18 protein-coding genes are annotated in these 21,487 nt (G+C 63.4%); 13 read left to right on the top strand and 5 right to left on the bottom strand.

Going from position 1 to position 21,487, the window contains the following annotated elements; all coding sequences use genetic code 11:
- Nucleotides 1-123 precede the first annotated feature (123 nt).
- From EB231_RS24290 to EB231_RS24280, 3 genes are all read left to right on the top strand, one after another.
- Nucleotides 124-603, top strand: coding sequence for a MarR family winged helix-turn-helix transcriptional regulator (locus EB231_RS24290; RefSeq protein WP_172351050.1), 480 nt, complete (start codon nucleotides 124-126; stop codon nucleotides 601-603).
- Nucleotides 600-1,781, top strand: a complete 1,182-nt coding sequence (locus EB231_RS24285; protein ID WP_172351049.1) for an HlyD family secretion protein — start codon at nucleotides 600-602, stop codon at nucleotides 1,779-1,781. The genes EB231_RS24290 and EB231_RS24285 overlap by 4 nt, the downstream gene beginning before the upstream one ends.
- 306 nt (nucleotides 1,782-2,087) lie before the next feature.
- Nucleotides 2,088-3,623: a DHA2 family efflux MFS transporter permease subunit gene (locus EB231_RS24280; RefSeq protein WP_172351048.1), complete on the top strand. Its 1,536-nt coding sequence runs from the start codon at nucleotides 2,088-2,090 to the stop codon at nucleotides 3,621-3,623.
- A 231-nt stretch (nucleotides 3,624-3,854) separates the two neighbouring features.
- Here EB231_RS24280 and EB231_RS24275 read toward each other — a convergent pair whose 3' ends face one another.
- A complete protein-coding gene (locus EB231_RS24275) occupies nucleotides 3,855-4,367 on the bottom strand; it encodes a CAP domain-containing protein (protein ID WP_172351047.1) in 513 nt (170 codons plus the stop codon).
- Between the two features lie 97 nt (nucleotides 4,368-4,464).
- Between EB231_RS24275 and EB231_RS24270 the strand changes: the two genes are divergently transcribed.
- Both EB231_RS24270 and EB231_RS24265 read left to right on the top strand, forming a co-directional pair.
- Nucleotides 4,465-4,860 (top strand): VOC family protein, encoded by a 396-nt coding sequence (locus EB231_RS24270; protein WP_172351046.1) that lies wholly within the window; start codon nucleotides 4,465-4,467, stop codon nucleotides 4,858-4,860.
- A 180-nt stretch (nucleotides 4,861-5,040) separates the two neighbouring features.
- Nucleotides 5,041-5,865, top strand: a complete 825-nt coding sequence (locus EB231_RS24265; protein WP_172351045.1) for a DUF2189 domain-containing protein — start codon at nucleotides 5,041-5,043, stop codon at nucleotides 5,863-5,865.
- Nucleotides 5,866-5,925: 60 nt separating this feature from the next.
- Here EB231_RS24265 and EB231_RS24260 read toward each other — a convergent pair whose 3' ends face one another.
- A complete protein-coding gene (locus EB231_RS24260) occupies nucleotides 5,926-6,558 on the bottom strand; it encodes a LysE family translocator (RefSeq protein ID WP_140768156.1) in 633 nt (210 codons plus the stop codon).
- A 141-nt stretch (nucleotides 6,559-6,699) separates the two neighbouring features.
- On the bottom strand, nucleotides 6,700-8,685 hold the full coding sequence (locus EB231_RS24255) for a TadE/TadG family type IV pilus assembly protein (protein ID WP_172351044.1): 1,986 nt from the start codon (nucleotides 8,683-8,685) through the stop codon (nucleotides 6,700-6,702).
- Nucleotides 8,686-9,047: 362 nt separating this feature from the next.
- On the opposite strand from EB231_RS24255, the gene EB231_RS24250 reads away from it, so the two are divergent.
- Together EB231_RS24250 and EB231_RS24245 are read left to right on the top strand one after the other, a co-directional pair.
- A complete protein-coding gene (locus EB231_RS24250) occupies nucleotides 9,048-9,908 on the top strand; it encodes a TIGR01459 family HAD-type hydrolase (RefSeq protein WP_172351043.1) in 861 nt (286 codons plus the stop codon).
- A gap of 6 nt (nucleotides 9,909-9,914) precedes the next feature.
- Entirely contained in the window at nucleotides 9,915-10,895 is a 981-nt protein-coding gene (locus tag EB231_RS24245) for a bifunctional riboflavin kinase/FAD synthetase (RefSeq protein WP_172353004.1), read from the top strand.
- Between the two features lie 77 nt (nucleotides 10,896-10,972).
- On the opposite strand, the gene EB231_RS24240 is transcribed toward EB231_RS24245, so the two are convergent.
- On the bottom strand, nucleotides 10,973-11,527 hold the full coding sequence (locus EB231_RS24240) for an HdeD family acid-resistance protein (protein ID WP_172351042.1): 555 nt from the start codon (nucleotides 11,525-11,527) through the stop codon (nucleotides 10,973-10,975).
- Between the two features lie 188 nt (nucleotides 11,528-11,715).
- On the opposite strand from EB231_RS24240, the gene EB231_RS24235 reads away from it, so the two are divergent.
- The 3 genes from EB231_RS24235 (at nucleotide 11,716) to EB231_RS24225 (ending at nucleotide 16,771) form a co-directional block, all read left to right on the top strand.
- Nucleotides 11,716-12,528 carry a MipA/OmpV family protein gene (locus EB231_RS24235; RefSeq protein ID WP_172351041.1) on the top strand — a complete coding sequence of 271 codons (813 nt, stop codon included), beginning with the start codon at nucleotides 11,716-11,718 and terminating at the stop codon, nucleotides 12,526-12,528.
- Nucleotides 12,529-12,817: 289 nt separating this feature from the next.
- Nucleotides 12,818-15,814 carry an isoleucine--tRNA ligase gene (gene ileS, locus EB231_RS24230; RefSeq protein WP_172351040.1) on the top strand — a complete coding sequence of 999 codons (2,997 nt, stop codon included), beginning with the start codon at nucleotides 12,818-12,820 and terminating at the stop codon, nucleotides 15,812-15,814.
- 279 nt (nucleotides 15,815-16,093) lie between these two features.
- Complete coding sequence (locus EB231_RS24225; protein WP_172353003.1) at nucleotides 16,094-16,771, top strand: hypothetical protein; 678 nt, start codon at nucleotides 16,094-16,096, stop codon at nucleotides 16,769-16,771.
- Here EB231_RS24225 and EB231_RS24220 read toward each other — a convergent pair.
- The gene (locus EB231_RS24220) at nucleotides 16,768-17,223 is read right to left on the bottom strand and encodes a nucleoside deaminase (RefSeq protein WP_172351039.1); all 456 of its coding nucleotides are present in this window, start codon (nucleotides 17,221-17,223) and stop codon (nucleotides 16,768-16,770) included. The genes EB231_RS24225 and EB231_RS24220 overlap by 4 nt on opposite strands.
- A 241-nt stretch (nucleotides 17,224-17,464) precedes the next feature.
- Between EB231_RS24220 and EB231_RS24215 the strand changes: the two genes are divergently transcribed.
- The 3 genes from EB231_RS24215 to EB231_RS24205 all read left to right on the top strand — a co-directional run bounded on the left by EB231_RS24215 (nucleotide 17,465) and on the right by EB231_RS24205 (nucleotide 21,487).
- On the top strand, nucleotides 17,465-19,456 hold the full coding sequence (locus tag EB231_RS24215) for a pseudouridine synthase (RefSeq protein WP_172351038.1): 1,992 nt from the start codon (nucleotides 17,465-17,467) through the stop codon (nucleotides 19,454-19,456).
- Nucleotides 19,453-20,007 (top strand): 16S rRNA (guanine(966)-N(2))-methyltransferase RsmD, encoded by a 555-nt coding sequence (gene rsmD / locus EB231_RS24210; RefSeq protein WP_172351037.1) that lies wholly within the window; start codon nucleotides 19,453-19,455, stop codon nucleotides 20,005-20,007. The genes EB231_RS24215 and rsmD overlap by 4 nt, the downstream gene beginning before the upstream one ends.
- Nucleotides 20,008-20,134: 127 nt before the next feature.
- Complete coding sequence (locus EB231_RS24205; protein WP_172351036.1) at nucleotides 20,135-21,487, top strand: M16 family metallopeptidase; 1,353 nt, start codon at nucleotides 20,135-20,137, stop codon at nucleotides 21,485-21,487.

Genomic DNA, 21,487 nt, shown 5'->3' with positions numbered 1-21,487 from the left:
CTGTCTCCAGCGGTTCACGGATTGCCAGCCACGATCGCGTTGCAAGACCGCCACGCACATTTGCCGGCTTTCACCGTCACGTGACATCTTGAATAGTAAGCACGCTTATTATATGTATCGCTCATGGTTTCTGATGGCATAGACAGACTGGGCTTTTTGATCCACGACGTGCAACGTCTGCTGCGCAAGCGCTTCGAGACGCGCGCCAGCGGGCTTGGCCTTTCGTCGGCGCAATGGCGCCTCATGGTGCGTGTCGCCAAGGAGGCAGGCGTTACCCAGGCGCGGCTCGCGGAACTGCTCGAAATCGAGCCGATCAGCGTCTCGCGCCTCGTCGACCGGATGGAGGAGGGCGGCTGGATCGAACGCCGCGCCGACGCCGCCGACCGCCGCGTGCGCATGATCTTCCCGACAGCCAAGGCGAGCGCTGCCTATGCCGAGGTCAAGAGTCTCGCCGGCGAGGTCTATGAGGAATCGCTTGTCGGCGTTTCGCCCGAGGACCGCCGCGTCCTGATCAGGGCGCTCGATGCGATGGCGCAGAATCTCGCCGACGGCGATACCTCGTCCTCGGACAAAGTCGAGCCTACGAAAGGCGCAGCAGCATGAACGCGGCAGCCAAGGTTGACGAAAACGCCCCCAAGGTTGAGATGGAAGCGCCGGCCCAGCCGGTTGCCGCCCCTGTCGCGGTTGCCCCGCCAGTAGCGCCGGTCCCGGCGGCGCCGAGGAAGAAGCGCCGCATGGGCCGCTTCCTCTTGATGTTCGCCTTGCCGGCCGCGCTGATCATCGGTGGCGGCTATGTCTGGGTGACCGGCGGGCGCTATCAGGAGACGGAGAACGCCAATCTGCAGCAGGCCAAGGTGTCGATCGCCTCGGACACGGCCGGCCGCATCGTGCAGGTCGCCATATCGGACCATCAGATGGTCAAGCAGGGGGATCTCCTGTTCGCCATCGACCCCGAGCCTTACCGGATCGCGCTCGCCCAGGCCGACGCCGCGGTTGCCGCGGCACGCCTCAATGTCGAGCAACTGCGTGCCGCCTACAGCCAGTCTATGGCGCAGGAGAAGTCCGCCAGCAGCGAGGTCGACTACGCCCAGTCGCAATATGACCGCGCCGCCGATCTCGCGCAGAAGGGCATAAACGCCAAGTCGTCGCTGGACCAGGCCCGCAACGACCTCGACAAGGCAAAGCAGCAGGTCGCCGTTGCCCAGCAAGGCATCATCAGCGCCAAGGCCGCACTTGGCGGCAATCCCGACATCGAAACCGACAAGCATCCAACCGTGATGTCGGCGCTCGCCGCGCGCGACAAGGCCGCCTACGACCTGGCGCAGACCACGGTCAAGGCGCCCGCCGATGGCGTCATATCGCAGGCCTCGTCCTTCAAGGTCGGCCAGTTCGTCGGCTCCGGCACGCCGCTGTTTTCGCTGGTCGAGACCAACGACACCTGGATCGATGCCAATTTCAAGGAAACCCAGCTCACCAACATGAAGCCGGGCCAGAAGGCCGAGATCGTCGTCGATACCTATCCGGGCAAGACTTTCGAGGCGACGGTCAAGGCGATCGGTGCGGGAACGGGCGCGGAATTTTCGCTGCTGCCCGCCCAGAACGCCACCGGCAATTGGGTCAAGGTCACGCAGCGCATCCCGGTGCGCCTGGAACTGACCGACGCCGACGCCAAGATGGCGTTGCGGACCGGCATGAGCGCCAGCGTTACCGTCGATACCGGCGTTGCGCGTGGTTTTCCCGCAATATTCGGTCACGCCACGGCTGGCGAGCCCGCGCAGTAACGTCGGCGGAGGCCCGCAGACCAGCGGGTGGAAGCCGATAGCAGGATTGGTCTGATGGGAGGAGTGGGAAGGATCAGCGCTTGGTTCGAGCCGCGCCGCGGGCTGGCCGAAATCTGAAATCTTCGACACGGACCCCTCGGTCCTCATGTTTCCGGGCGGCAGGCATCCGCTCATCAGAGACTTTCAGTCGATGTAACCCCCACATCGATACTCGCGTCCCACCGCGATGAAGGTCTCTCAACGGAAGGCTTTGCCGCCCGGAAACCCTGTGTACACGTTTTTGTTACCTGCTGGAAGTTCCGCATCATGAGCACGCCCGAACCTTTCAAGGAAGTGCCGCATCGTGGCCTGATCACCGTTGCGCTGATGCTGGCGACCGTCATGCAGGCGCTCGACACCACCATCGCCAACGTCGCGCTGCCGACCATGACAGGTGATCTCGGGGCATCTCCCGACAACATCAACTGGGTGCTGACCTCCTACATCGTCGCCGCCGCCATCATGACGCCGGTCACCGGCTGGCTCGCCGACCGCTTTGGCCGCAAGGAGTTGTTCCTGACGACCGTGGTCGGCTTCACCGTCTTCTCCATGCTGTGCGGCTTGGCATGGAGCCTTGAAACCATCGTGCTGTTCCGGCTGATGCAAGGCGTGTTCGGCGCCGCCATCGTGCCGCTGTCGCAGACCTTCCTGCTCGACATCAACCCCAAGGAGCGTCACGGCCAGGCCATGGCCATCTGGGGCGCCGGCATCATGCTGGGACCGATCCTGGGCCCGACGCTGGGCGGCTGGCTGACCGACAATTTCAACTGGCGCTGGGTGTTTTTCATCAACCTGCCGGTTGGCATCGTCGCATTCCTTGGCATGGCCGCCTATTTGCCGGCCGTTGCCCGGCGGGTGCGCAGCTTCGATTTCTTCGGCTTTGCCATGATATCGCTCGGCGTCGGCGCACTGCAGCTGATGCTGGATCGGGGTGGCGAGGTCGACTGGTTTTCCTCGGTCGAAATATGGATCGAACTTGGCCTGGCCATCACGGGCTTCTGGGTGTTCATCATTCACACAGTGACGGCGGAACATCCCTTTATCGACCCCAAGATATTTCTCGACCGGAACTTCGTGACCGGCCTGGCGTTCATCTTCGTCATGGGTGTGCTCATCCTGGCCTCGATGTCGCTCCTGCCACCAATGCTGTCGACCATTTTCGGCTATCCGACTGTCACCATCGGTGTCGTCATAGGTCCACGCGGTATCGGCACCATGATTTCGATGCTCGTCGTCGGGCGGCTCATGAACAAGATCGACGCCAGAATTCTCGTCGTCATCGGCTTTCTGCTGACCGCGCAGTCGCTCTACACCATGGCCAGCTTCACGCCGCAGATGGACAACTGGCTGATCCTCAGCTCCGGCGTGATCCAGGGCCTGGGCATGGGAATGGTGTTCGTGCCGCTGTCGACAGTTGCCTTCGCCACGCTCGACGCGCGCTACCGCACCGACGCAACCTCGTTGTTCAGTTTGGTGCGCAATCTTGGCTCGTCGATCGGTGTCTCGGTCGTGACGGTGCTGCTGGTGCGCAACACGCAGATCAACCACGCCGAGCTTTCTGCTTTCATCAACCCGTTCAATCCCAACCTCTGGGCAGTCTCGCCCGCGGCCGCCGGCGGCGATCCGACAGCGCTGTCGGAGGTCGATCGCATGGTCAATATCCAGGCGATGATGATCTCCTACGTCAACGATTTCAAAATACTGATGATGATGACGCTGCTCGCCATCCCGTTCGTCTTCCTGCTGCGCAAGCCGAAAGCCGGCCCGGCGGGCGGCGGCGCACCCGCCGCGCATATGGACTAGGCCCGCGGCAGGCATGTGCCTGCCGCCAATATGGACTAGGCCCGGGCAGGCATGTGCCTGCCGCAAATATGGACTAGGCCCGCTGTAGGCATGTGTCTGCCGCCAATATGGACTAGGATAGCCGCGTCGGGTGGTGCTAGCTCATTGCGGAAGCGGCCTGCATCGTTTGGCCGTTGACCCGGCGAGACGGGAAATTCAAGGCGACGACCAAATAGGTCGGGCAGGGACTTTCTATTTCCCGAGCACGAGAGCCCAGTACCGCAGGCTGGAGTCGCGGCCGTCGCGCACATAGGCGAGGCCGAAGCGGGTGAAGCGCGGGTCGAGCATGTTACGACGATGGCCGGGCGAGTGCGCCCAGATGTCGAACAGCTTCTGCTGGTCGAAGCGGCCCTCGGCGATGTTTTCGGCGGCGGCACCGGCAATGCCATTGTCCTTGACGCGCGAGGCGAAATCCTTGCCCCAGCCCGTGGTGTGGCTCATGCGTTCCCGCGATGCCATGTAGCCGGCCTGCTGAAGCGCCGCCTGTTCAAGCTGGGTGTCGGGAACGAGCGGGCCCAGCCCCGCCGTGGCGCGCAGGCTCGCCAGCGTGCCGGTCGCGGAAGAGGAAACCCCGGCGCCTTGCCCGGTCGGCAGCGAGACCGTGCTGCAGGCGGCGAGCCCGACCAAGGCCGCGAGGCCGGCTGCCTTGAGCCATGTGCGCCTGTTCAGGCCTTTTTGACGGATTTCGACTTTTTCAGCTTTCATGCCCGTCTGACATAGTCGCGATCATGGCTTTTGCCGGGCAGGGCGATGAAAATCGCGACCCTAGGCCACAAGCCGATTCGAAAAGGAGATCCAAGACATGCTGCATCACATCTCCTTTGGCGTTTCCGACATCGAGCGCTCGGCTGCCTTCTATGATGCCGTGCTGGCGCCGCTCGGCTATGTCAGGGTCTGGGATGATCTCGGACCCGGCGAGCCCGATCAGGCCGTAGGCTACGGGATTGCCGGTGGCGGCGACAAGCTGGCGCTGAAACTTCGCCCGAAAGGACAACGCCCGCCCGGTCCGGGTTTCCATCTGGCCTTCGCCGCGCCGGATCGTCAGAGCATCGCGCGGTTCCACGCGGCCGCGCTTGCTCACGGCGGGCGCGACAACGGCGCGCCAGGCCCGCGGCCTGACTATGGCCCACACTACCACGCTGCGTTTGTCATCGATCCGGATGGCCATCACATAGAGGCGGTTTTCAATTCGCCCTGATAGCGGCGGGATTGGGTTCTGCCGGGCCGGGAGATGAAAATCCCGTGAGGAGAGCCGAAACGCGGTCCGCGCGGCGACAATCCCGGGAAGATCGGCTATGATACCTTCGTTCATGAAGTGGCAGCTACGGGCGGCCATCCCAGGCGGTGACCGCCCCCCGAAGAAAAACGGAGGATGGTTATGGCCGGCTTTCATGTCATGGCGGACGCCTACGGGATGCATGTGCAGCCCGCGGTGCGCCGCATCACCACGGCCGATCTCTGGGACGCGCTCAAGCTCGGCGCCGAGGATTTCTGGGCCAAGCCCTCGCACTACGTGTTCCTGTGCCTGATCTACCCGGTCGTCGGCCTGATCCTGACGCAATGGACGTCGGGCTCCAACGCCATCCAGCTTGTCTATCCCTTGATGTCGGGCTTTGCCTTGGTCGGCCCTTTCGCCGCGATCGGGCTCTACGAGATCAGCCGCCGGCGCGAACTCGGCATGAACACGGATTGGCGCCACGCGCTCGATGTGCGCCGCTCCCCGGCGCTGCCGTCGATCGCGGTCATTGGCATCATGTTGTTTGCGCTGTTCCTGTTGTGGCTGTTCACCGCCCAATCGATCTACACCAGCCTGTTCGGCGACCAGCCACCGGCTTCGATCGGCGCCTTTGTCCGCGATGTGCTGACGACCAGCAAGGGCTGGACGTTGATTCTGCTCGGCAACGCGGCCGGTTTTGTCTTTGCGGTGGTGGTGCTGGCCACGACGGTGATCGCCTTTCCGCTGCTGCTCGACCGTGATGTCGGTGCCGTCTCGGCAATCGAGACCTCGGCCCGGGCGGTGATGGCTAACCCGCTTCAGGTGGCACTGTGGGGGCTGCTGGTCGCCGTGCTTCTGGTGATCGGCTCGATCCCGCTGTTTGCCGGGCTGGCCGTGGTCATGCCGATCCTGGGTCACGCCACCTGGCATCTCTACCGCAAGGTGATCGAGCCGGCGCAGATCCGGCCGATCCGCCGGCCGATGTAGGCTAAGGCATGATCCCCCAAGGTGGGAACCGGTTTTGGGAAAAGATCTTGCTGGAGGGCCTCAGCGCTGCGCGTCGGTCGCCATCTTCAGCGCCAGTGCCGTCAGCACGGTTCCCATCATCCAGCGTTGGATGACCAGCCACAATGGCCGTCCGGCAAGGAATGTGGCGATCGAACCGGCCGTCACCGCGATGATGGCATTGACGGTCAAGCTGATCGTGATCTGCGTCGCGCCCAGAACCAGCAGCTGCGACAGGACATGGCCTTTGCCAATGCTTATGAATTGCGGCAGCAGCGACAGATAGAGAACGGCCACTTTCGGATTGAGCAGATTGGTCATAAGCCCCATGGCGAACAGCTTGCGCGGCCCGTCTTTCGGCAGGTCGCGCACCTGAAAGGGCGAACGTCCGCCAGGCTTCACCGCTTGCCAGGCCAACCACAAGAGGTAGAGCACGCCGGCAAAGCGCAGCGCATCGTAGGCATAGGGCACGGCGAGCAGCAGTGCGGTGATCCCGAACGCCGCCGAAAGCACATAGAACAGGAAGCCGACCGCAACCCCGCCAAGCGAGATCAGTCCGGCCTTCGGCCCTTGCGACAGCGAGCGTGAGATCAGGTAGATCATGTTCGGGCCTGGCGTCAGCACCATGCCGAGGCAGACCAGCGCGAAGGCGAGATGGTTGGCGGTATCGGGCATTGTTTGTCCCCAAGCGTGCCGCGATGGATGCGCGATCCCGCGAGCGGCCAATATCTGCCTGTCGCGGCGGGCGCCCGCAAGGGCTTGGGCGGTGCAGGCATTGCGCCAGCGCGTGCATGATTCCGTTCGACGCGACGCGCTCTAGCCGACCACCCGCAGGTTCGACAGTTCATTGCCGATTTCCTTGAAATCGTTCGACAGGCTGGCGCCGGTCGCATTCCAGAACAGCTTCGCCGGCTTGCTCGGGTTCGTCGGGTCCTTGCGGAAGCGCGAGTCCGAGGAACAGGATTTCAGCGCATCGATCGCCAGCTTGTCGCTGGCCTTGGTCGTCGACAGGTCGAGCGCCACCGTCATCACCATGATGTTGGCCGCCTTGGCGTTGTTGCAAAGCGCTGCCATCTGCTCGTTGAGCGCGTTGGTGTAGTTGCCGTTCGAATAGTCGAACTGGCCGATGGCGCTCGACGTGCCCATGAACAGGCGACCGACCGAGGTGCCGTTGTAGCCGGGGTTGAGATAGCCATAGGACGCGTAGGTTGATTTCGAGTTGGCGGGATCTGAATAGCCCAGCGAGGACGGCGTATAATAGGTGTTGGCGCCGTCGGTCAGCACGATCACCACCTTGTCGTTGCCTTTCTCGGTTTCCGCCCGCCCTTGCGTGAACGGCTCGCCACTCGAAACAACGCGCCAGCCCCAAGCCATACCCTCGGGAACATTGGTGCCGCCATTCGGCTGCATCAGGTCGATGGCGGCCTTGATCGAGGTGAGCCCATCGGTGACGCTGACATCGGTCAGTGGCGTGATTGGATTGGTGGTGCAGCTGTAGTTCGGGCCGTTGCCGGCAGGCAGCGCCGGCGCATTGATCGGCCGCGGTTGGAAATATTTGGCCATGTTGCGCAGTCGCGACTGGCCGGTGCTGCTCGAAGGATCGTCATTCCACCAACTGTTCACCGCGCCGTATGTCACCGGTGCCGCCTCGTCGGGATCCTGGGTGAGCTTCCAGTGATTACCGGGCTCGTCCGGGGCGAACATGGGCACGAACATCGTTGCCGGATCGCCGACGCCTATGCCGGTGTTGGCGGTGCCGCCGGATGGCGGTGTGTCGTTGACATTGTAGGGGTAGGGCCGGGCCTCCACGCAGCCTTGCCAACTGGCGAACGGACCGTAGGAGTCGATATAGTCATATTCGTCGTGGCTGCGCTTGCAGGTGTTGTTCGAATTGTATTCGTCGCAAACCACCCGCTTGCTGTTGACGACGCGCTCGTGGTTGGTGACGACCTTCATGTCCCGGTAGAGCGAAAACCGGGTCAGCATCTGGCCTTCCTCGCTGCCCCAGCCTGTGCCGCGCTTGTACCAGATGCCGTTGGTCTGCTGGGCGTATTTGTTGGCGGCATTCAGCGTCGACCAGTCGAAATTCTCGTTCGACACCGGCGACAGGCCCTCTGTGTCCATCCACGACGCGTTGCCATTGCCGGGGCCGACATTGACCGAAGCGGCAAAGGGCACGAGGCCGAACTGCACCGGCTTGTCGACCTGCTTGATCATGGCCGCCTGCTGGGCCAGCGTGTCGACCAGTTGCTTGGACGCGGTCTTGAGAAGATCGATGCGCTTCTGTCCGGAGCCGGTGCCGAGTGTGGTCATCGATCCGGAATTGTCCAGCACCAGGGCAACTTCCAGCGTGTTCTTCAGCCGCACCTGGGAGGTGACGTTGAAGCTGATCCTTTGGTTCGCATCGATTGCGGATTTACCGACAAGCTGCGCGAAGGCCGGGTAGAAATAGGGCTTGTAGGCAAGCTGCGCCGTCATGGTGAGCAGGCCACCGCCGCTGGTGTTGCTCGGCAATATGACGTTCAGCGTCGTGCTGGCGGGATCGACATCATTCAGGTTGGCGTTGAAAAAGTCGAGCGCGTAGGCCTTCAGCTGGTCGTCGGTCGCGCCTTCCGTCAGCCGGCGCGCCGTGGCGAAGTTAGCGGCATCGAGCGCGTTCGTCACCATCTGCTTTTCGCGGTTCATTTCCGTGAAGTCGACCGCGATCGCCAGGCCGCCCATCAGCGGTACCATCGCCACGACTGTCATAAGAGCATAGTTGCCGCGCCGGTCGCGGCGGAACTGACGCCAGATTTCATGCATGTCTTGCAGCGGCCCCCGCCGGCGGATTCTCGGTCTGCGCCAGCTTCTCACAAAACGCTGAAAGACGGGTTTGGGAAACCTTTCTATTGCTTGGTTGGCGCTTCACCAACCGCTAACCAATCAAAGGCCACAGCCCTGATGCCGTCCAGAAAAACGCCTGCCGACGCAGGATCTGGCATACTGGGCTGACAAATAACAGGGATAAGACGGCGCTCACGGTCGTTCAGTCCAACTCTCATTGATCAATTGACGGGGCTGCCAGGCGAAAGCTGGTGACAGCATGAAGCGGTTCGGATAATTCGAACCCGCTGCGGCGACCCGTCGGCCGTGGCACTCGCAACGCTCATATTGAAGGAAACGGCATGGCGAATTCGCCTGAAATCGTCGGCTCGCTCGAAGACGTCTCGAAAGCCTATTCGGCAATCCTTTGCGATGTCTGGGGCGTGGTGCACAATGGCGAATGGCATTTTCCGGCGGCCGCGGCGGCGCTTGCCGAGGCGAGGACAGCCGGTATCCCGGTTGTCCTTATCACCAATTCGCCTCGCCGCAGCGCCGACGTCGTGGCTCAGATGAGCGTGATCGGCGTTCCGCCATCGGCATACGACCGTGTGGTGACTTCGGGTGATGTGACCCGCGACCTGATCGCGGAGGGCCCGCGCAAGATCTTCCACATCGGCGCCGAACGCGATCTGACCCTTTATGACGGCCTCGATGTCGATCTCGTCGAGGAATTCGAGGCCGCCGGTGTTGTTTGCACCGGGCTGTTCAACGACGAGGTCGAGAAGCCTGAGGATTATACGGATCTTTTGCGCCGATTGCGTGCCAGGAACCTGCCATTCATCTGCGCCAATCCCGATATCATGGTGGAGCGCGGCGAACGGATCATCTGGTGTGCGGGCGCCCTGGCGCGCGACTATGCCCAGCTCGGCGGCCGCACGCTGATCGCGGGAAAGCCCTACACGCCGATCTACGACCTCGCGATGAAAGAAGTGGCGGAGGTGCTTGGGCGGCCGGTTGAGCGTTCGCAGGTACTGGCCATCGGCGACGGGATGATGACCGATGTGAAAGGCGCGGCCGACAATGGTTTCGACGTTCTCTATGTCTCCGGCGGCATCCATGCCCGCGACTACGGCGATGCATCCCGGCCGGATCCGGCAAAGCTCGGTCTCTTCCTGGAACGGCACGGCTATCGTCCGGTGGCCGTCATAGCCAGACTGCAGTAGGTGACAATGGTGGCCTTCCAGCATCTCTCGACAACCGCGCCGCTGCCCGCCGATCTGCGGGGCGGCGTTGTCGCGATCGGCAATTTTGATGGTGTCCATCGTGGCCATCAGGCGGTGCTCGAGCGGGCGTTGGCCGAGGCCGCGCGGCGTGACGTGCCGGCCCTGGTGCTGACCTTCGAGCCGCACCCGCGGAAGGTCTTCAGGCCCGACATGCCGTTGTTCGTGCTGACGCCGCCGCCGATGAAGGCGCGCATTCTGTCGTTGCTCAGCTTTGCCGCGCTCGTCGAGCAGCCGTTCACGCGCGACTTCGCCTCGCTGTCGGCGGAAGCCTTCGTCACCGACGTGCTGGAGAAGACGCTCGGCATCACCCACGCCGTGACCGGTTTCGATTTCCATTTCGGCAAGGACCGCCAGGGCGGACCAGCCTATCTGATGGCGGCCGGCGAACGCCATGGCTTTGGCGTCACGCTCGTCGACGCTTTTCGCGACGAGGGCGCCGAGGTGGTCTCGTCAAGCCGGATCCGGGGCTTGCTCTGCGATGGCGAGGTGGCCGAGGCCGCCGGTCTGCTCGGCTATCGCTTCACTGTCGAAAGCGAGGTCGTCGGTGGCCAGCAGCTCGGCCGAACGCTCGGCTTTCCGACCGCGAATATGCGGCTTCCCGCGGAAGCCACCCTCAAGGAAGGAATTTATGCCGTCCGCTTTCGGCGCGCCGACGGCGCGTTGCACGATGGCGTCGCTAGCTTCGGCCGCCGCCCGACCGTCGACGACAATGGCGCGCCGCTTCTGGAGACCTTCGTCTTCGATTTTTCCGGCGACCTCTATGGCGAGACCTGCCAGGTCTCGTTCTTCGGTTTCCTGCGCAGCGAGATCAAATTCGACGGGCTCGACGCTCTGGTCATGCAGATGAAGAGGGACGAAGCCGAGGCGAGGGCGCTGCTTGACGGCGTCAAGCCGCTTTCACAGCTCGACGCGGCCATCGCTTTTTAAAAGCGGTATCCCGGACCGGATGTCCGTGCCGGTGGACCGGTTTTCGCACAAGACCGTGCCCGGGTAAGGCCCCAGGTTTACTTTTTCAGAGCCAGGCCGACGGCGATGAAGGTCCAGCCCTGGAAGATCAGGTCGATCGCCAGGAACAGTCCGAGCACCCACACGCTGTTGACCGGCCAACCCATGGCGATGATCAGGCCCGCAAGCACGCTGATGGCGCCTGCAGCGACGACCCAGCCCCAGCCTTGTTCCGGACGGTGACTGTAGCCGACCCAGGCCCGCAGCGCGCCGGAAGCGACGAGCGCGACGGCCAGCAGGAAGGTCAGCACCGCCGAGGCCAGCAGCGGATTGTCGAAAGCGAAAAACCCAGCGACCGCGTAAAGCAGGCCGCTGAGCAGCCAGTAGAAGAAGCGCCCCCAGGTCTTGACCCCGAAAGCATGCATGATCTCGATGATGCCGGCCACCAGCATCAGCCAGCCGACGACGTAGACGGAAGCCACCGTGGCGATGAACAAATTGCCAAAGGCAATGCCGCCGAGGATCAGCAGCAATACCCCCAGACCGACAAACCATCCCCACTTTTCTCGCGTCTGGCCGATCGCGTTCTTCAGTGTATCGCCGTGCAGTGTCATGTCGCCACCTCCCTTGAGGACTGCCAGAATAAAACCAAGTTACCCTTGGGGCCGACCGGCGTCCAGCCGAGGGCGGATCGGATGATGCAAGCAATGCGAGGCTTATGTCTCTGCTTTAAATCAAATTTTACCAAAGCCTCGTCAAAGCTGTCGCCGAAGGGCAGTTGTATCGTGTTAGTGGAGTAGCCATGAGTCCGTTCGGAAAGATTTCTGCAGCCTTGGCTACCGTCATGCTGGCCACATCGGGCGCGGCCGAGGCCGGCGACGGCGCTTTCGGCTGGCTGTCCGGCGACTGGTATCTGACGGTTGGCGCCACTGGCCTGGTTGCGCCGAATTTCGAGGGCGGCAAGAAATACATGCTTAGCGCCCAGCCCATCATCTCTTTGGGCAAGGCCGGTCCCCAGGCACGCTTCACCTCGCGCAACGACAACATTTCGCTGGCGCTCGTCGATGATGGCGGCGTTCGCGCCGGTTTGACCGGCAAGTTCCTGTTTTCGCGCGACGACGGCGATGCCGACGAGCTCAAGGGCCTCGATCCGGTCCGTTGGGGTGGTGAAGTCGGCGGCTTTTTCGAATTCTATCCGACGGACTGGATGCGCGCGCGCGCCGAATTGCGGCACGGCATCCGTGCCCATAATGGCTTTGTCGCCGATATCGCCGCCGACGCCTTCTACGATGTGACGCCAACCGTCAGGATTTCGGGTGGCCCGCGCGTGTCCTTTGCCTCGGCCAACTATTTCGACGCCTATTATGGCGTCAACGCGCAGGAAGCCGTGGCCTCGGGCCTGAGCCAGTATAATCCTGGTGGCGGCCTGAAATCCGTCGGCCTCGGCGGTGCGGTGACCTGGAAGGTGACCGATCCGATGACCGCCAGCCTGTTCGGCGAATATTCGCGCCTGGAGGGTCCGGCGGCCGATTCCAGCCTGGTCAGGGAGCGCGGCGATCGCAACCAGTTCATGGTCGGTGTGTCGACCACCTATCGCTTCGACTTCAAGATGTAGGCGAATCGAACGAGACGCTTTATTCCTGCGCCTATCTCCGCTAAAAGCCCACCAATGACGAGCTTTTCGCGCCTTCGTGTGCTGACGATACGAATTACCGGCCCGGTGTTCCGGGCGGCCTGAGCGCCGCCGGAGCCGCCGGGACTTTTGCGCGCACCCTCGCGCTTTTTCCAGAACATCGACGCATATCGCCCAAAAGTGGGTCCGGTTTTGGGAAAACGATATGCATCAACCAAAGACTTCAAGCCCCGGGGCTTTCCCGCCGCCGGGCAATTGAGATGGCAGATCAATGACCGATACCCCTACCGCCGACAAGGCCGAGACGATCGACTATTCCAAGACGCTTTACCTGCCGCAGACGGATTTCCCGATGCGCGCCGGCTTGCCCGAGAAGGAGCCGGTGCTGGTCAAGCGCTGGCAGGACATGGACCTCTACGCCAAGCTGCGCGAGAGTGCCGCCGGCCGCACGAAATATGTGCTGCATGACGGCCCGCCCTACGCCAACGGCAACATCCATATCGGGCACGCGCTGAACAAGATCCTCAAGGACGTCATCACCCGCTCGTTCCAGATGCGCGGCTATGACTCGAACTACGTGCCTGGCTGGGACTGCCACGGCCTTCCCATCGAATGGAAGATCGAGGAGCAGTACCGCGCCAAGGGCAAGAACAAGGACGAGGTGCCGGTTAACGAATTCCGCCAGGAATGCCGCGAATTCGCCGCGCACTGGATCTCTGTGCAGGGTGGCGAGTTCCAGCGGCTCGGCGTCGTCGGCGATTTCAAGAATCCCTATACGACGATGGCCTTCCATGCCGAGTCGCGCATCGCTGGCGAACTGTTGAAATTCGCCATGTCGGGCCAGCTCTATCGTGGCTCGAAGCCGGTGATGTGGAGCGTCGTCGAGCGCACCGCATTGGCCGAGGCCGAGATCGAATACCAGGACTACGAGTCCGATACGATCTGGGTGAAGTTTCCTGTCGCCAATCTTGTCGTTGCCAGTGTCGTGGACGGGCAGCCGGCGGAACTCAATCCGGATCTGAGCGGGCGGTCGCTGGATTTGCTGGATGCCCACGTTGTCATCTGGACGACGACGCCTTGGACCATCCCGGGCAATCGCGCCGTCAACTATTCGCCGCGCGTCGCCTACGGGCTCTACGAGGTGACCGCGGCCGAGAATGCGTTTGGTCCGCAACCGGGCGAGAAGCTGATCTTTGCCGACGCCCTGGCCGAGGAAAGCCAGGCCAAGGCCAAGGTAACCTTGAAGCGCCTTCACGGCATCAGCACCGAACAGCTTGGAAATCTTGTGCTTTCGCACCCTCTCAAGGGCCTCGGCGGCGGCTACGAATTCCCCGTGCCGATGCTTGCCGGCGACCACGTCACCGATGATGCCGGCACCGGTTTCGTCCATACTGCACCCGGCCATGGTCGCGAGGATTTCGACGCCTGGATGGATGCGGCGCCCGAACTGCGCGCGCGCGGCGTCGATACCGCGATCCCGTTTACCGTCGACGACGCCGGCTTCCTGACCAAGGACGCGCCGGGCTTCGGCCCGGATCGCGAAGGCGGACCGGCACGCGTCATCGACGACAATGGCAAGAAGGGCAACGCCAACCAGGCGGTCATCGATGAACTGATCAAGCGCAACGCTTTGTTCGCGCGCGGCCGGCTGAAGCACTCCTATCCGCATTCCTGGCGGTCGAAGAAGCCGGTCATCTTCCGCAACACACCGCAATGGTTCGTCTACATGGACAAGGACCTCGGCGACGGTACCACGCTGCGCAGCCGCGCGTTGAAGGCCATCGACGACACGCGCTTCGTGCCGGCTGCCGGCCAGAACCGCATCCGCGCCATGATCGAGGAGCGTCCCGACTGGGTGCTCTCGCGCCAGCGCGCCTGGGGTGTGCCGATCGCCGTATTCGCCGATGAGGACGGCAATGTGCTGAAGGACGAGGCGGTCAACCAGCGCATCATGGATGCCTTCGAGAAGGAAGGCGCCGACGCCTGGTTTGCCGCCGGCGCCAAGGAGCGTTTCCTTGGCAATCACGACGCTTCCCGTTGGAAGCAGGTGACGGACATCCTCGATGTCTGGTTCGATTCGGGCTCGACGCACGTCTTCACGCTGGAGGACCGTCCCGATCTGAAGTGGCCGGCCGACGTCTATCTCGAAGGTTCCGACCAGCATCGCGGCTGGTTCCACTCCTCGCTGCTCGAAAGCTGTGGCACCAGGGGCAGGGCGCCTTACGACACCGTCGTCACCCATGGCTTCACCATGGACGAGGACGGACGCAAGATGTCGAAATCGCTCGGCAACACCGTGGTGCCGCAGGACGTGATCAAGCAATCCGGCGCCGACATTCTGCGCCTGTGGGTGGTGACGACGGATTATTGGGAAGACCAGCGGCTCGGCAAGAACGTGCTGCAGACCAACATCGACGCCTACCGCAAACTGCGCAACACCATTCGCTGGATGCTGGGCACGCTCGCCCATGACGATGGCGAGACGGTGCCGCTGGAAGAAATGCCGGAACTCGAACGGCTGATGCTGCATAGGCTGGCCGAGCTGGACGAGGTGGTGCGCCAGGGCTACGACGCCTTCGAATTCAAGCGCATCACCCGCGCATTGCTCGATTTCATGGTGGTCGAATTGTCGGCCTTCTATTTCGATATCCGCAAGGACGCGCTCTACTGCGACGCGCCGTCGAGCGTGAAGCGCAAGGCCTCGGTGCAGGTGGTGCGCCATCTCTTCGACTGCCTGGTGAAGTGGCTGGCGCCGATGCTGCCCTTCACCATGGAAGAGGCCTGGCTCGACCGGCATCCCGATGCCGTTTCGTTGCATCTCGACCAATTCCCGGAAATCCCGGCGGATTGGAAGAATGACGCGCTGGCGGAAAAATGGCGCAAGGTGCGGCAGGTCCGCCGTGTCGTCACCGGCGCGCTGGAGATTGCGCGGGCGCAGAAGGTGATCGGCTCCTCGCTCGAGGCGGTGCCAGTGGTCACGATCAACGACGCGGCGCTTGAGGCGGCCATATCGGACGTCGACATGGCAGAGATGGCGATCACCAGCGATCTCGTCATCGCCCATGGCCGGGCGCCGGAAGGTGCCTTCACGCTCGACGACGTCAAGGGCGTCGCCGTGGTGGTCGAGAAGGCCGAGGATCGCGGTCTGGTCAAATGCGCGCGTTCCTGGCGCTACACGGCCGATGTCGGCCAGGATGCTGCATTTCCCGATGTCTCGGCGCGCGACGCTGCCGTGCTGCATGAGCTGCAGGCGCTCGGCCGGCTTTGATGCATGTCGCCCAAACCACTCTCGGGCCTGGCCCGAGGGTGTGCCGCGGTTTTGGGATCACGGCGCGCGTGGCCGGATGCGCGGCATATCGGTGCACAAATGCCACGCAGGGCGGCGCGGATCCGCCCGTGCGTTGCCCTTAACGAGCGGTTGAGGTAAACACGCGAAACTCCGGAAGACAAATTGTCGCCGGATTTCCGTCGCAAGTGCTTGGACGATGGGGGCCGGACATCAAGACCGGTGGCGATCGAGAGGCTGTCTAGAGTGGGACTTTTTGGCATGACCGAGAGATATAATGCGCGCCTCGCGCTGCTGGCGCCGCTTGTCGCATCGGGCCTCGCTTTGTCCGGCTGCATGGGCTCTCCGACCTATGGCACCGACAAGACTGCCGCCGAACAGCTCGCCGGGGATCTCACCGGCGCCGTTTCCTTCGCGCCGAAGCGCAGGGAACCGATCGACTACAAGCCGCGCCCCACCTTGGTAAAGCCCGGGCCCGGACAGAAGGAAGCCCTGCCTGTACCGCAGGACAGCATCGAGACGGCAAGCGCCGAATGGCCCGAATCGCCCGAGCAGCGCCGCGCGCGCTTGCGCGCCGACGCCACCGCCCATCAGAACGATCCGAACTACCAGGCGGAGATCGTTGATGATGTGCAGACGGATCCGGCTGCGGTGAAAAAAGCTATGGAAGAGTCTGGCTCCAGCCACCCGCCGGCTTGGTCGCCTGCTGATTCCGACAAGGGTCGCGCCGCCGAAATCCAGCGCCGTCTCGCCGAGAGCAAGCAGGGCGATCCGAACACGCGCAAGTATTTGAGCGAGCCGCCCTTGGCCTACCGTGTCGCATCGGACGCCGCGCCACAGAACGAACTCGGCGAAGACGAGTACAAGAAGGAACGCCGTTTGAAGAAACAGGCGGAAGGCAAGAAGGGCGGCTGGTTCGACTGGTTGCCGTCGCTCTAGAGCAAGTCGCGACGTTCCCTGAAAAATTCCTTGAGCAGCAGGGCCGCTTCGGTCTCTCCCATGCCCGGATAGATGTCTGGCGTGTGGTGACAGGTCGGCGAGGCGAAGAAGCGCACGCCGTTGACCACCGCACCGCCCTTTTCGTCCGCGGCACCGAAATAGAGACGGCGCAGCCTGGCGAAGGAAATGGCGCCGGCGCACATGGCGCAAGGTTCCAGCGTCACATAGAGATCGTGGCCGGTAAGCCGCTCGCTTGAGAGTTTCTCACAGGCTTCGCGGATGACCAGCATCTCGGCATGCGCCGTCGGGTCCGCCAGCTCGCGGGTACGGTTGCCGGCACTGGCCACGATTGTGTTGCCCATGGCGATGACGGCGCCGACAGGCACTTCGCCGCGCAAGGCTGCCGCTTCGGCCTCCTTCAGCGCCGCCGCCATGAAATCCGGCCGCTTCACGCGGTTTCCATTCCGATTGTCTCCTCGCCACTCCAGGCTTTTGATTTTCGCTTGTCTTGCCGGAAAAACCGGTCGCCACTTTTCCCTGACAAACTCTGATGATCCTGTTATTGAGCGCATCAGCCTGAAAATCGGACTCGATTTTCAGAAAAGATCATGCGCCAAATCAAAGTGCTACAGCGTTCGTTGCGCGCCCGAAAGGATGCGCCACGCTGTAGCAGCGCAAACGGACAAAGGCCACATGGACGACAACGACAAGAAATCTCCGCGCCAAAAAGGTCCGGGCAAGAAACCCTCGGCTCCGCGAGGCGACAGGGGCGGCAAGCCATCCTTCGGCGCCAAGAAACCCTACGCGCCGCGCGGCGATCGGCCGATGGCCGCCGAGGGCGAGCGCCCGAAGCGCGACTTCAAGGGCGGCGACAAGCCATTCAGCAAGGGGCCGCGCCCCGCGGGCAAGCCGTATGAGAAGCGCGAAGGACCGCGCAAGCCCTACGCGCCGCGCGGCGACCGGCCCGTGGCGGCAGAAGGCGAGCGCAAGCCCTACGAGAAGCGCGAAGGACCACGCAAACCCTACGCACCGCGCGGCGAACGGCCAATGGCGGCTGAGGGCGAGCGCAAGCCCTACGAGAAGCGTGAAGGCCCACGCAAACCCTACGAGAAGCGTGAAGGACCGCGCAAACCCTACGCGCCGCGTGGCGACCGTCCGGTTGCCGCTTTGGCAGAGGGTGGCGAAAAGCGTTTCGACCGCCCCAAGCGCGATTTCGGCGATCGTCCGAAGCGTGACTTTTCTGACCGTCCCAAACGCGACTTCAGTGATCGGCCGCAAGGGGCATCAGCAGGCTTCAAGCCGCGACCTCGGCCCGCCGAGGCCACGGAAGAGGCCGGCGAACGCATCGCCAAGCGGCTGGCGCGCGCCGGGCTTGCCTCGCGCCGCGATGCCGAGGAACTGATCGCCGCCGGCCGCGTCAAGGTCAATGGCCGGGCGCTGTCTTCGCCGGCGTTCAATGTCATGCCTGGCGACATCATCCATCTCGACGGCATGGAGATCCCGCCGATCGAACGCACACGCCTGTTCTTGTTCCACAAGCCGGCTGGCGTCGTCACCACCAACCGTGATCCCGAGGGCCGCAAGACCGTCTTCGACGTGCTGCCGGCCGAATTGCCGCGGCTGATGACCATCGGCCGGCTCGACATCAACACCGAAGGCCTGCTGCTGCTCACCAATGATGGTGGCCTGTCGCGCGTGCTCGAACTGCCGGCCACCGGCTGGCTGCGCCGCTACCGCGTGCGCGTCCACGGCAAGGTCGAGGAAAGCGCGCTTGCCGGCCTGCGCGAAGGCATTGCCGTCGATGGGGTGTTCTATGGCGCCATCGAAGCCAGCCTCGACCGCGAGCAGGGCTCCAATGCCTGGCTGACAATCGGCCTGCGCGAAGGCAAGAACCGGGAAGTGAAGAACATCCTCGGCGCGCTCGGCCTCGACGTGACGCGGCTGATCCGCATCTCCTACGGCCCGTTCCAGCTCGAGGACCTTCCCGAAGGTCACGTGCTGGAGATCAAGGGCCGCGTGCTGCGCGACCAGCTTGGCGAACGCCTGGTGGAGGAATCCGGCGCCAATTTCGACGCCGAGATAGCAAAACCCTTTTCCAACAAGCCGGTGCGGCGCACTGAAGTTCGCGAGCCGGAACCCGAACGGCCGAAATTCACGCGTGATGGCGAGCGCCGGCCGATCGGCGAGGGCGGGCTGATCAAGAACCGCAAGCGCCGGGAAGGCAGCCGCGACGAGGCGCTCGGCAAATTGTCGACAAGCCCCGAAAGGAGCGCGCGGCCGGAAAAGAGCTTTGGCGAGCGTGGTCCGAGGCCAGAGCGTGGTGGCTTTGGTGACAAGCCACGCGGCAGTTTTGGCGACAAGCCGCGCGGTGGCTTCGGCGACAAACCTCGTGGCGGCAAGAAATCCGAGCGCGAGCAGCGGCCGATCGAGCCGCCCGGCCAGCGCAAGGCCAATGTCTGGATGGCGCCTGGTGCCCGGCCGATCGGCAAAGGCAGGGCGGAAGCCGATGCCGCCAAGGCGGCCGACGCCAAGGCGCGCAAGGCGTCGTTCAAACCGTCCTATGGCAAACCCGGCGGCAAACCGGCAGGCGCCAAGCCGTTCGGCAAGCCGCGTGGCGAGCGTCCTGGCGGCGCCGGCGGCGGTGAGCGGCCGCGCGGCGGCCCCAAGGGTCCCCGGACAAGATGAGAATCGTCGGTGGTGAGTTTCGTGGGCGTCCGCTGGCGACGCCTCGCAGCAGCGCCATCCGTCCGACGACCGACCGCACCCGCGAGGCCGTCTTCAACGTGCTGGCGCATCGTTTTGCCGAACAGTTGGACGGCGCGCGCGTGCTCGACCTGTTCGCCGGAACCGGCGCGCTGGGTCTGGAGGCGCTGTCGCGCGGAGCATCCTATGGTGTCTTCATCGAGGAATCGGCCGAAGGCCGTGGCCTGATCCGCGACAATGTCGAGGCCTTCGGCCTGACCGGCCGCACCAAGATTTTTCGTCGTGATGCGACAGGCCTTGGCGAGGCGGGCACGCTGGCGCCGTTTGGCCTTGTCTTCGCCGATCCGCCCTACGGCAAGGGCCTTGGCGAGCTTGCCTTGCGGTCGGCGAAAGCCGGCGGCTGGCTGCGCCCCGGCGCGCTGTGCGTGGTCGAGGAGACGGCGGTGGTTCCCTTTGAACCAGGCCCGGGCTTTTCCGTGCTGGATGAGCGCAATTACGGCGAAACCGTGATCCGTTTCATCGAGGCTGACTGATACGCCCGCGTTCGCGATCCCTTCCGAAGGCAACGGGTAGGCCGAGCGCCTTCAAAATGACGAACAAATCGCTTTGCCTCGGCTGGCAACCCCGCCTATCGTCCCGCCATGACAACCGGAGCCATCAATGAAACGTCCTGAATGGCTGCGCGCAATGCTGCTGACGACCGCTCTGGCACTGATCAGCCCCGCCCTTGCAGCCGATGATGGCACGGTCACCAACTTCCTGCTCGACAACGGCATGGAAGTGGTGGTCATTCCCGACCATCGCGCGCCGATCGTCACTCACATGGTGTGGTACAAGATCGGCAGCGCCGACGAGCCGCCGGGAAAATCCGGCATCGCCCATTTCTTCGAACATCTGATGTTCAAGGCGACGACAAATCACGCGGCCGGAGAGTTCGACCGCGCCGTCTCCGACATTGGCGGCTCCAACAACGCCTTCACCTCCTACGACTACACCGCCTTCCACGAGACGGTGGCGCCGTCGGCGCTCGAGCAGATGATGGGCTTCGAGGCTGACCGCATGCGCAACCTCATCCTCACAGACGATGTCATCAAGACCGAGCGCGATGTCATCCTCGAAGAACGCCGTTCGCGCATCGACAACAATCCGCAGGCGGTGCTCGACGAGGAAGTCGATGCCACGCTGTGGCAGAACCAGCCCTATCGCATTCCGGTCATCGGCTGGATGCAGGAGATGGAACAGCTGAACCGCACCGACGCCACCGCCTTCTATGACAAATACTACCGGCCCAACAATGCCGTGCTGATCGTGGCCGGCGATGTCGAACCGGAGACGGTGAAGGCGCTGGCTGAGAAGACCTATGGCAAGGTGGCGCGCGGCCCGGACCTGCCGCCGCGCATCCGCCCGGTCGAGCCGGAGCAGAACACCAAGCGCACCGTCACGCTCTCCGACGCCCGCGTCAGCGTGCCGAGTTTCTCGACGCAATGGGTGGTGCCGTCCTACCACACCGCCAAGCCGGGCGAGGCCGAGGCGCTTGACCTGCTTGCCGAAATCCTCGGCGGTGGCAACCGCAGCCGGCTCTACCAGGCGCTTGTGGTCAAGCAGGGCATCGCCTCCAATGCCGGTGCGTATTTCCAGGGCACCATGCTCGACGACACCAATTTCACCGTCTACGGCGCGCCGCGCGGCGACGCCAAGCTGGCCGACGTCGAGGCCGCGGTCGATGCCGAGGTGGCGCGCATCGCCAGCGATGGCGTCACATCCGATGAGCTTGAAAAGGCCAAGGACCGCTATATCAGGTCGATGGTCTTTACCCGCGACAAACAGGACTCCATGGCCGAAATGTATGGCTCGACGCTCGCCACTGGCGGCAATGTGCAGGATGTCCAGCAATGGCCGGACCGTATCCGAAAGGTCACGGCCGACGAGGTCAAGGCCGTCGCCGCACGCTACCTGGTGCTGGCTCGCTCGACCACCGGCTATCTCTTGCCGCAGCAACAGGCGGGGAATTGA

It is taken from the genome of Mesorhizobium sp. NZP2298 (assembly GCF_013170825.1).
Classification (GTDB): Bacteria; Pseudomonadota; Alphaproteobacteria; order Rhizobiales; family Rhizobiaceae; genus Mesorhizobium.
Note: the sequence above shows the minus strand (reverse complement) of the source record. Positions and strands in the feature narration are given on the sequence as shown.

Coding starts and splice junctions, on each gene's coding strand:
- EB231_RS24255 (WP_172351044.1), bottom strand. CDS start 8,685: ATGCATGAAATCTGGCGTCAGTTCCGCCGCGACCGGCGCGGCAACTAT.
- EB231_RS24285 (WP_172351049.1), top strand. CDS start 600: ATGAACGCGGCAGCCAAGGTTGACGAAAACGCCCCCAAGGTTGAGATG.
- EB231_RS24245 (WP_172353004.1), top strand. CDS start 9,915: ATGGTGGCCTTCCAGCATCTCTCGACAACCGCGCCGCTGCCCGCCGAT.
- EB231_RS24205 (WP_172351036.1), top strand. CDS start 20,135: ATGAAACGTCCTGAATGGCTGCGCGCAATGCTGCTGACGACCGCTCTG.
- EB231_RS24225 (WP_172353003.1), top strand. CDS start 16,094: ATGACCGAGAGATATAATGCGCGCCTCGCGCTGCTGGCGCCGCTTGTC.
- rsmD (WP_172351037.1), top strand. CDS start 19,453: ATGAGAATCGTCGGTGGTGAGTTTCGTGGGCGTCCGCTGGCGACGCCT.
- EB231_RS24260 (WP_140768156.1), bottom strand. CDS start 6,558: ATGCCCGATACCGCCAACCATCTCGCCTTCGCGCTGGTCTGCCTCGGC.
- EB231_RS24240 (WP_172351042.1), bottom strand. CDS start 11,527: ATGACACTGCACGGCGATACACTGAAGAACGCGATCGGCCAGACGCGA.
- EB231_RS24290 (WP_172351050.1), top strand. CDS start 124: ATGGTTTCTGATGGCATAGACAGACTGGGCTTTTTGATCCACGACGTG.
- EB231_RS24270 (WP_172351046.1), top strand. CDS start 4,465: ATGCTGCATCACATCTCCTTTGGCGTTTCCGACATCGAGCGCTCGGCT.
- EB231_RS24280 (WP_172351048.1), top strand. CDS start 2,088: ATGAGCACGCCCGAACCTTTCAAGGAAGTGCCGCATCGTGGCCTGATC.
- EB231_RS24250 (WP_172351043.1), top strand. CDS start 9,048: ATGGCGAATTCGCCTGAAATCGTCGGCTCGCTCGAAGACGTCTCGAAA.
- EB231_RS24265 (WP_172351045.1), top strand. CDS start 5,041: ATGGCCGGCTTTCATGTCATGGCGGACGCCTACGGGATGCATGTGCAG.
- EB231_RS24235 (WP_172351041.1), top strand. CDS start 11,716: ATGAGTCCGTTCGGAAAGATTTCTGCAGCCTTGGCTACCGTCATGCTG.
- EB231_RS24215 (WP_172351038.1), top strand. CDS start 17,465: ATGGACGACAACGACAAGAAATCTCCGCGCCAAAAAGGTCCGGGCAAG.
- EB231_RS24275 (WP_172351047.1), bottom strand. CDS start 4,367: ATGAAAGCTGAAAAAGTCGAAATCCGTCAAAAAGGCCTGAACAGGCGC.
- ileS (WP_172351040.1), top strand. CDS start 12,818: ATGACCGATACCCCTACCGCCGACAAGGCCGAGACGATCGACTATTCC.